This window comes from Paenibacillus sp. MY03 (genome assembly GCF_002165585.1).
Taxonomy (GTDB): domain Bacteria; phylum Bacillota; class Bacilli; order Paenibacillales; family Paenibacillaceae; genus Pristimantibacillus; species Pristimantibacillus agaridevorans.
Map to the genome: position 1 here is coordinate 21,978 of NZ_MXQD01000081.1, position 6,727 is coordinate 28,704.

Consider the following 6,727-nt stretch of genomic DNA (forward strand, 5'->3'; position numbering starts at 1 on the left):
GAAGCGTACTGGAAAAATCGAAATATAATTCTGCCCATTCAACGGACAACGGCAACCGATCACGTGGCCGGCTGCCGTCATGTCGTGGTGCTAGCGTCTCGCGTTAGTTGAATCATTCGCTCAATGTATCTAAAAAGTCAGTTACGTCGGTGTAAAACAACTTTTTCTCGGACCCTTTTAGGTCATGACCAGACTGAAAGTACTCTTTTACTGTTATATTGCTGGACATTTTCTTATATCGATCAAGATCAGTATCCGTAATTAACGATTCTTGAAGCTTGCCTCTCCCCACTAAAACAGGCATCGACAAAGACATATAATTTAAATTAATAAAAGCAGATTCTCTTTGGATACCCCATACCGCTTCAGGTCGGATATTCGCTGTTCGATTGTAAGGGATTAAATAGTTGTTTATGTAATCTTCGGGCCAATCATGCGGCATTGCTCGATGCTCTGGAGGATAATCGCCAATAATTAACGATTGTATCTGTTCCTTGTGTCTTTCAACATAGCCTAAAGCATAAGAAACACCACGTGAATAACTAAATAAATGGAACGATGAGATTCCAGTCTGCTTTACGACTGCCTCAATATCTGATACATGTTCGGTCAGGTTGTATCCTCTATCGGGGGTATCACTTTTCCCCCTGCCTCGAAAGGATAGAATTATACTTCTTCTTGGTAGAACCGCCTCAAGCAAATCTAGATATTCTTCTGCTGTCTCGGACAGACCTGGACAAATAATCAACGGAACTAGTTTCTTGTCGGATTCTTCTAATGAATCCAAATACTCGATCATAACCTTATTGTTAGCTGCTTTTTTTGATAAATGTATTGAAACCACATCCCAAAGTTAAATTACTTTCTGCCACACATATATTTTAGCACATATTGGAAGTGCCCTCCCCGTTAACGTAATGAAGCTGCTGATCGTACAAAGCCCATTTACAGCGCATATAACACGTGTTATTCTATTGGCGAGGTGCAATCATTATGGCGAAAAGAACGACGAGCTTCGACGTCGCGAAGGCGGCCGGCGTTTCTCGCAGCGTGGTGTCGGCGGTCATCAACGGAACGGCAGGCATCGGTGTTGGGACGGAGACGCGCGAGAAGGTACTTAAGGCGATTAAGGAGCTGGACTACCACGTTGACGCTGGGGCCCGAGCGATGAAGACGGGTGTCAGCCGCTGCGTTGCGGCGTTTGGCGATATGAAAAATCCGCTGTTCCTTCAGGTGCTTGAGGGCATGCAGAGAGCTTGCGCGGAACGGGGTTATCATGTGCTGATCAGCGGTAAGGGCGGGGACGAGCGGGATCGGTTCGAGCTCCTCGACTTGTACAGGCAGCGTAGACTCGACGGTATTATCAGTCTGGATGCGATCTCGTTCGAGAGTCGAGAATGGCTGGATGCAGTGCGTAAGGCGAAGGTGCCGTACATTTCCATCGAGGGTTATGCAGGCACGGCGGAAGCTTCCTCTATCCTCGTAGATTACCGGGAGAGCATTCTCGATGTCTTGGATCATATTGGCGCCATAAGCAGCCTTGCACCCGTATATCTGGATGCCTATCTGGAGAAGCCGGGATCGAACTGGGCTGAACGGGCGAGACGTTCCGCCTACGAGCGGTGGTGCCTTGATAGAGGGCTGGCTCCGGTCGTCCACGAGTTGCAAGCCTACGACGAGGCTTGGATGCTCCGGTTTCTGGAGGAGCTTCGCGGGAGGGAGAACGGGAAGTTGCCGCCCATCCTCATCAATTGGTCGGTCAGCGCGTCGATTCTGTATCGGATGGCTTGGAAGCTCGGAATCGCGGTGGGCAAGGAGCTGTCCGTCATGGCAGGCGACAATACGAACCGAAGCAACGCGTTTATGGCTCCGCCGCTCGGCTGCGTCGAAATTCCTTATGCCGAAATGGGCGAGGAGGCGGTGCGCCGTCTGCTCTTAAGCTTGGAGGAACCTAGTCAAGCGATGAGGCCGGAGAAGTTATGGTTAAAGGCAACTGTCGTGCCGGGAGAAAGTATGGCGCGCGAGCGGTAGAACCGGCCAAACTGCAGCCGAGGTTGTCCGTTAAGTTGTAAGCCGTTAGAACGTAACGTTCACCGCCGCCGGTGCAGCGTCGATTTCCGAAATAGCGGCGGCTTTTTTTAAGCATTGATAACACGTGTTATTAAATTGATCGATTGAAGGAGGAGATTACGATGTTTTGGATTATCGACAAGCTGCAGGAAAGAATCAAGGAGCTCGGGAAGCTCCGCTATCGGCATGTCATCGAGCTGGGGGAGTGGGCGATGGAGGTCGACGAGGAGCGAGCGAACGGTGTGCAGCGCGCGCCTTCAATCTCCCGGGAGAGAACGATGCGCAAGGGGGAGCGCTGGAAGGGGCGCGATCTGTATGTCTGGCTCCAGCGCCATGTCGAAGTGCCCGTCGAGTGGCAAGGGCAGAAGGTTGTAGGCGTATTCGATTTCGGTTTGACGGGCGCCGGCAACAACTCGGCCTTTGAATCGTTAATTTATGTCGACGGAGTTCCCTATCAAGGCGTTGACAGCAATCATCAAGAGGTGCTGCTCCCCGAGGATGCCGTCGGCCGCGAGCTGGAGCTTACCTTCCGCTTGTGGTCGGGCCTTGAGGGCGGAGGCGTGCCTACGGAGCAGGAGCATGAATTCAAGCGAGCCGATCTCTGCGTGCTGGATGAGGCTGCGGATGATTTGTTTTTCACGGGGATTGCTGCTCTGGAGACGGCGAAGGTGCTGGAGGAATCGTCGCCCGCAAGACAGGATCTGCTGACGGCGCTCGACCGCGCCTTCTTGCTGCTGGACTGGTCCCGACCAGGCTCCGAGGCGTTCTACGGGACGGTAAAGGAAGCGATCGCGCTGCTGAATGAGGAGCTTGGAAAGCTGGAGTCCCGGCATCCCGTAACGGTACATGCGGTCGGCCATACGCATATCGACGTCGCTTGGCTGTGGCGGCTGACGCATACGCGCGAGAAGGCGGCCCGTTCGTTCTCGACCGTGCTTCGGCTGATGGAACAGTATCCGGAATACGTTTTCCTGCAGTCGCAGCCTCAATTATATGCTTATATAAAGAAGGATTATCCCGAAATCTACGAGGCGATCCGCGAACGGGTAAAGGAGAAACGCTGGGAAGCCGGCGGCGCTATGTGGCTGGAGGCGGACTGCAATTTGACGAGCGGTGAGTCGCTAGTTCGGCAGATTTTGTACGGCACGAAGTTTTTCCGCGATGAGTTCGGCGTGGAATGCGATTACTTGTGGCTGCCCGACGTATTCGGATATAGCTGGGCGCTGCCGCAAATTTTAAGGAAATCCGGCATTAAGACGTTCATGACGACGAAGATCAGCTGGAATCAATATAATCGGATGCCGCATGATACGTTCAAGTGGCGGGGCATTGACGGCAGCGAAATTCTGACCCATTTCATCACGACGCCGGAGGTGGCGGACGCAGGTGTCTGGTGGTATACGTATAACGGTCTCATCGAACCGTTTAGCATCAAGGGGATTTGGGATACTTACCGCAACAAGGACGTTAATAAGGAGCTGCTTCTCTCTTACGGCTACGGCGACGGAGGCGGCGGGGTCAATCGGCATATGCTGGAGATGCGCCGCAGGCTGGAAAATATGCCGGGCTTGCCTAAGGTCGTGCCGAGCAGGGCGGATGATTACTTCGAGAAGCTGCATGAGGCGGTCGACGGCACGGATCGTTACGTGCATACATGGGATGGCGAGTTGTACCTGGAGTACCACCGCGGCACCTATACGAGCCAAGCCTATAACAAGCGGATGAACCGCAAGCTGGAGCTGTTGTACCGCGAGGCGGAATGGCTGCAGGCGATGACTGCCGTAGAGAGCGGCGTGTGGGATGAGCAGTCGGCGGAACGTCTCTACGAGGGCTGGCTGGCCATACTGCGCAATCAATTCCATGATATTATTCCGGGATCGTCCATAACGGAAGTCTACGAGGATGCCAAGGCGGAATACGAGGAAGCCGAGCAATGGGGGCTGGAAGTGCGGGATCAAGCAGCAGGGAAGCTGGCACGGAGCGCCGACTCCGGAGCGGTCGCTTTCACGGTCTATAACAATGGGTCGTTCGATCGTGGAGAGCTGGTAACCATTCCGAAGCGGGATGATGTCGGCCCAGCGGGCAAATGGACGATGTCTCCTGACGGAGAGGAGCTGCAGGCGGAATATGTGGAAGGAGAGTGGCATGTACTGGTGCCTGGCATTCCTGCTCTTGGAGCGGTCGTCTTAAGCTTCGAGCCGGAGTCGGCGGGGCCGCAAACGAGGGCAGCGTCTGCAGCTGCGTCAACCTTCCAATGGGATGGCAAAGTGCTGACGACGCCGTTTTATGCCATTGCCTTCAACGAGCAGGGGCAAATTGCAAGCCTGTTCGATAAAGAAGCGGGACGAGAGGTGCTGGCGGCAGGATCGAGAGGCAACGTGCTGCAGGTGTTCGAAGACAAACCCAAGATGTTCGAGGCATGGGACATCGATTTGTTCTATGGGGAGAAAATGCGGGAGATCGACGCGCTGGTCTCCTTGGAGCTGGTAGAGGCAAGCGGGCTGAAGGCGGTGCTGCGATTGCAGTGGACGTACGGGGATTCCTCTATCGTGCAGAAGCTTGCCGTCTATGCGAATAACCGCCGGATCGACTTCGCGACCAACGTGAATTGGCACGAGCAGCAACAGCTGCTGAAGGTGGCGTTCCCGGTACGGATTCGGACGACGGAAGCCACCTACGACATTCAGTTCGGCAACGTTAAGCGGCCTACGCACTGGAATACGAGCTGGGATCATGCCCGGTTCGAAACCGTCGGCCATCAATGGGTCGACCTGTCGGAGCGCGGATATGGCGTCAGCCTGCTTAATGACTGCAAGTACGGTCACGACATTAAGGACAACGTCATCCGTTTGTCCCTGATCAAGTCGGCCGTGTACCCTGACCCGCATGCGGATCAAGGCGAACATGTCTTCACCTACTCGCTCTATCCGCATCGCGGAGATTGGGTCGAAGCAGGCACGGCCGAAGCTGCGTGGCAGCTTAACAACCCGTCTTACGTCGTGGAGGGGGGCTCTGCGGCGGCAGGCAAGTCGTTCCTGCGGCCAAGCGGAGGCCATGTCGCGATCGATGCGGTGAAACGGGCGGAAGATGGCAATGGGCTGATCGTGCGCTTGCACGAATATGCCGGCGCTCGCGGCATGGCAGAGCTTGGCAGCGACTATGACATTATTGCGTGGCAGGAATGCGATCTGCTGGAGCGGCCGATCGGCGAGCTGCATCAAGATGGCGAGCCGATTCGTTACGAGCTGACGCCTTACGAGATCAAGACGTTCCGGCTTACGCTCGGCAAGCAGAAGCAAACGTAATCGCCCTTCTGTACCGCGCGCAGCTCCCAACGCGAGGTGGGGCGGTGCGGGTGTCACCACAGCCCCATGCCGATGAACGCGCCGCGCCGCCAATGGACGGCGTAGCTGCTTCATCTTGTGTTGCGGTATTCCGTAGGCGACATCCCCATCGTCTTGCGGAACATCTTGGAGAACAGGAGCGGATCGTCGTAGCCTACGGAGCGCGCGGTATCGCCGACGGAGAGGGAGGTGGAGGCGAGCAGCTCCCCGGCCCGCCGCATCCGGTATGCGATGAGATGCTGCTGAATGCTGCAGCCCATCTCTTCCTGGAACAGGGCGTTCAGATAGCTGCGCTGCAAGCCGACGAACCGGGCGATGGCGGCGACAGTCAGACGATTGGCATAATTCATCTCGATCATATGGACGACTTGCGCAATATAACGATCCCGCGACCGCGTCTCCGGCGGGACGGGTTGCGGCGTCTGGGCTTCCACGACGGCAGACAGCCATTCGTAGAGCAATCCTGTCAGCCGGATGTCCCGGCCGGCCCTCATGGAGGCCGTTTCCTCCATTCTCCCGATTATGCCTTCGTAATATTGTGCGTCCTCGGCCCGGAAGATCGGCCGTTCAACGGAGAGACCGGCTTGGCCGAGCAAGGTCGCGGCTTTGATTCCGTCGAAGCCGATCCAGCAGTAGCGCCAAGGATTATCCGGATCCGAGGCATAACGGGCGACAATTCCTGGAGCGATCAGGAAGCCTTGTCCGGGACCTAAACGGTATCCGTTGCCCCCGATCTCGAAGTTTCCTTCGCCCCCCAGGATGCAGTGGATTTTGTAATAATCCCTCACGCCCGGACCGACGATATGATTGGGCGTGCATTGCTCCATACCGAACTGAATCAGATGCAAGTCGAGCTGATGCAGGTTGGGAGGCAGAAATTCGATCATGGCGGGCAGCTCCTTTCTATAATTATTTTACCGGATTACGAGCTTCATGCCATACGATATTGTACGAATAACTGATTTGAACACGTACTTTAAGTGCCGCCGTTATAACGACAAGACCGCCGAAGAAGCTCCACGGCGGTCTTGTTGCTTTGTAAAGGACATGATGCTACTCCAAGACTGGCGGGCAACAACCAGCGACGCCGACTAACGGACAACCACCAGCGACGCAACTAGCGGGCCTATCCGGCTAACAGGAAAATCTCCCTCTAATCTCACGCTAGGCGCCCGTTATTCGGAAGTAAAGGGAAAATCACCCTCTAAATATGGAGGAATACGACTGGAGTATCGAATTCACCCGAATTAGAGGTCAGATTTCCCTTTATTTTGCCTATTGCGGATGAAGTAAAATAGTTTGTGTACCAACAT

Annotated in this window: 4 protein-coding genes; 2 read left to right on the top strand and 2 right to left on the bottom strand. The window is 54.9% G+C overall.

Annotated features, from left to right (window positions below; all coding sequences use genetic code 11):
* Nucleotides 1-112: 112 nt before the first annotated feature.
* A complete protein-coding gene (locus B1748_RS34950) occupies nt 113-799 on the bottom strand; it encodes an alpha/beta fold hydrolase (protein WP_087572599.1) in 687 nt (228 codons plus the stop codon).
* Nucleotides 800-993: 194 nt separating this feature from the next.
* On the opposite strand from B1748_RS34950, the gene B1748_RS34955 reads away from it, so the two are divergent.
* Entirely contained in the window at nt 994-2,031 is a 1,038-nt protein-coding gene (locus tag B1748_RS34955; RefSeq protein ID WP_087572600.1) for a LacI family DNA-binding transcriptional regulator, read from the top strand.
* A 161-nt stretch (nt 2,032-2,192) separates the two neighbouring features.
* On the top strand, nt 2,193-5,375 hold the full coding sequence (locus B1748_RS34960) for an alpha-mannosidase (RefSeq protein WP_087572601.1): 3,183 nt from the start codon (nt 2,193-2,195) through the stop codon (nt 5,373-5,375).
* A gap of 110 nt (nt 5,376-5,485) precedes the next feature.
* Here B1748_RS34960 and B1748_RS34965 read toward each other — a convergent pair whose 3' ends face one another.
* Nucleotides 5,486-6,301, bottom strand: coding sequence for an AraC family transcriptional regulator (locus tag B1748_RS34965; RefSeq protein WP_087572602.1), 816 nt, complete (start codon nt 6,299-6,301; stop codon nt 5,486-5,488).
* Nucleotides 6,302-6,727: the final 426 nt, after the last annotated feature.

Bases quoted from the DNA above. Each gene is read 5' to 3' on its own strand.
- B1748_RS34950 (WP_087572599.1), bottom strand. From the start codon at position 799: ATGATCGAGTATTTGGATTCATTAGAAGAATCCGACAAGAAACTAGTT.
- B1748_RS34955 (WP_087572600.1), top strand. From the start codon at position 994: ATGGCGAAAAGAACGACGAGCTTCGACGTCGCGAAGGCGGCCGGCGTT.
- B1748_RS34960 (WP_087572601.1), top strand. From the start codon at position 2,193: ATGTTTTGGATTATCGACAAGCTGCAGGAAAGAATCAAGGAGCTCGGG.
- B1748_RS34965 (WP_087572602.1), bottom strand. From the start codon at position 6,301: ATGATCGAATTTCTGCCTCCCAACCTGCATCAGCTCGACTTGCATCTG.